This is a genomic window from Negativicoccus succinicivorans (assembly GCF_018373335.1).
Classification (GTDB): domain Bacteria; phylum Bacillota; class Negativicutes; order Veillonellales; family Negativicoccaceae; genus Negativicoccus; species Negativicoccus succinicivorans_A.
Genome location: NZ_JAHAHH010000109.1, coordinates 1 through 2,491, shown reverse-complemented (window position 1 = coordinate 2,491; position 2,491 = coordinate 1). Strand labels below are relative to the sequence as shown.

Here is a 2,491-nt window from a genome sequence, read left to right as displayed (position 1 = left end):
GATAATAATCCGCCGTAAAGGTCAACTTATTCGCATCGGCAAAATAGTAGTCAAGAGCGAGATTATACGTCTGATCATTACCGAAATATTCCGACCACTTTTCGCCTTTGATCGTATCCCGATCGGTATGACGGAAACGCGCCCCTACGGTAGCGGCCAGTTTCCCTTGCCGACCGGTATCGTAATGAACCCACTGCGTATGGCCCGTGGATGCGTATTCGCCGCCGATCGAGCCGCTTGGCGAAGTCGATTTTTTCGTGATGATATTGATCACGCCGCCCATCGCGTCCGATCCGTACAACGCGCTCGACGGTCCGCGGAGGATTTCAATTCGTTCCACCTGTTGCAAATTGATTCGCTCCATGGCGCGCGCGGTGCCCAAGCTGGCGCTCGAAGACTCGTTCGCAGGTTTACGACCGTCAACTAAAATCAACGATTTGTTCGTATCCATGCCGCGAATCATGACATCATGGCCGCCATGAGCGATCCGTGTTTGCATGATATTGGTATAGTACGAAAGCGCTTCACGAAGATTTGACCCGCCGCTTTGCCGGATCTTCTCGCTATCGATAACCTGTATCGCCGCCGGCACTTCTTTCGTCGCATTTTGCGTGCGTGTAGCCGTGACAACGATATCACCGATGTCATATACCGGCACATCTGCCGCCACCGCAGTCATGCATCCCAAACAACACGCTGCCAAAAGCGCAGCCTGTCGGCGTGCCAATTTATTCATTATTCCCCTCCGTTAATTAATTTTAAAAAAATATTTGATATTCGTTCTCATTGTAATATATTTTTTCATCAGTGTAAACTATATTATTTTTTCAACCATTCAATATCATCGAATATCATCTGAAAATTTTTGTATCTGAATTTTCATCTGTACTAAAATATGACTCCCCGCAAAAAGCGGGGAGTCATATTTTGTATGGAGCCGGCAATAGGATTGAACCGACGTGTGTATTGCGTCGCGACGTGCTATAGCGATCAGGTGTGCCAAATGACCGACTTTCGGTTTATCTCTTGCCCGCTCTGTGACGCGATCATCACCGGATTCCGACCAGGCATGGTGCGTATGCCCATTAAAAATTCTCTTGTAGCGCGTCCCGCTCTATGTAAAAAAAGGAGGAGAATATTCTCCTCCTTTGCTTACACAGTTAAAACTGATATTCCAAACCGAGCGCCCATTCGCGACCGTACAAGTTAAGGCTTCTATCGTACTTGTCGCCGATATTTTCGACTTTACCCCACAAACGCAGATCCGGGTTGAATTGACGAGTAACGGTAAGATTCCAAAGGTGATAACTTTTCTTTTCTTCCGCTCCCCCTCTTGTGACCGGCTCCGCCAAATAGTTGTGTTCATATTGCAGAGAAAGCGCCGCGGACCAGCCTGTATCCTGATGGTCATCGTAGCGCAGCTGCCAAGCTTGCGAAAGCTCGGAACGACGCGGTAAATCTTTATTTTTCGTCGTATCTTTCGCATCCAGCCAGGTGGAAACCACTTGCGCGGAAAGAGTATCGTTGAAGCGATAGCCGAGAGTATTTTCAACGCCTTTAATGCGAGCTTTGTTAACGTTTCTATATCGGAAGAGCTTATGTCCGTTTTCATCCAAGCCCACCCTGAAGCTCTCGATCAGGTCATCCACTTTGTTGTCGAAATAGGTCAACGAACCGTAGCCGCGATCCCATTCGCCTTCGACTCCCAAGTCCCAACCGGTCGATGTTTCCGGATCGAGATCCGGGTTGCCCACGCTATGCACCCAGGACGGTCCCATTTTGCGATCCAAATCAAAGAAGAGCTGCATGAGCGACGGCGCGCGGAAACCTTTGCCGTAGTTCGCTTTGATGCGGAAGTTATCACGCGCGTTATACGTCACGCCGAGTTTCGGCGAAACGTGACCGCCGAAGTATTCATTGTGATCGTAACGCAACGCGGGCACGATAAACCATTTGTCGGCGCGAATTTCATCCTGCACATACGCCGCGTACGTGGCCAACGAGCGTTCCGACGCCACTTTGTTCGTACCGTTTTGGGAAACATTGTACTGCTTCTCACCGGCGACGCCCAAATTCGTGCCTCTGACTTTAGCGTCGGTATACGTTACGCCGTAAGTCAGTCGCTGATTATCGGTAAGCTGCGTGGAGTTTCTCGCCTCCACTGTCCATTCGCGATTCGTATTGTCGTTGAAGTCGTATGCATTTTGCGCGCGTACCTTATCATCATACGCTTTCTTTTCCATGGGATTCGACGGCACCGTTTTAATAACTTTGGGGTCGGTCGCGTCTTCCCAATCAAAACGGCTCATATACGCGCTGATTTCCCAATCGTTCGCCGCCGTAGTGCGTTGCCAACGTAAACCATACGTTTGCTGTTCCGACTTTTTATCTTTTCCGCCCGCGATCTGCGCCATGCCGTTTAAAGCCTTTCTTCCCATCCCAACTCGCAGAGGTCTCAACTCGGTATTCTGCGCGTCACTGGATATTTTCT

2 protein-coding genes are annotated in these 2,491 nt (G+C 49.5%); both read right to left on the bottom strand.

All coding sequences use genetic code 11. From position 1 onward, the window contains the following. Positions 1 to 736: TonB-dependent siderophore receptor (locus KH813_RS06460; protein WP_303994525.1), on the bottom strand; the 736-nt coding region annotated here is incomplete at its 3' end. 424 nt (positions 737 to 1,160) lie between these two features. Further along, positions 1,161 to 2,438 carry a TonB-dependent siderophore receptor gene (locus tag KH813_RS06455; protein WP_303994524.1) on the bottom strand — a complete coding sequence of 426 codons (1,278 nt, stop codon included), beginning with the start codon at positions 2,436 to 2,438 and terminating at the stop codon, positions 1,161 to 1,163. Between the last annotated feature and the right edge of the window lie 53 nt (positions 2,439 to 2,491).

Coding starts and splice junctions, on each gene's coding strand:
- KH813_RS06455 (WP_303994524.1), bottom strand. CDS start 2,438: ATGGGAAGAAAGGCTTTAAACGGCATGGCGCAGATCGCGGGCGGAAAA.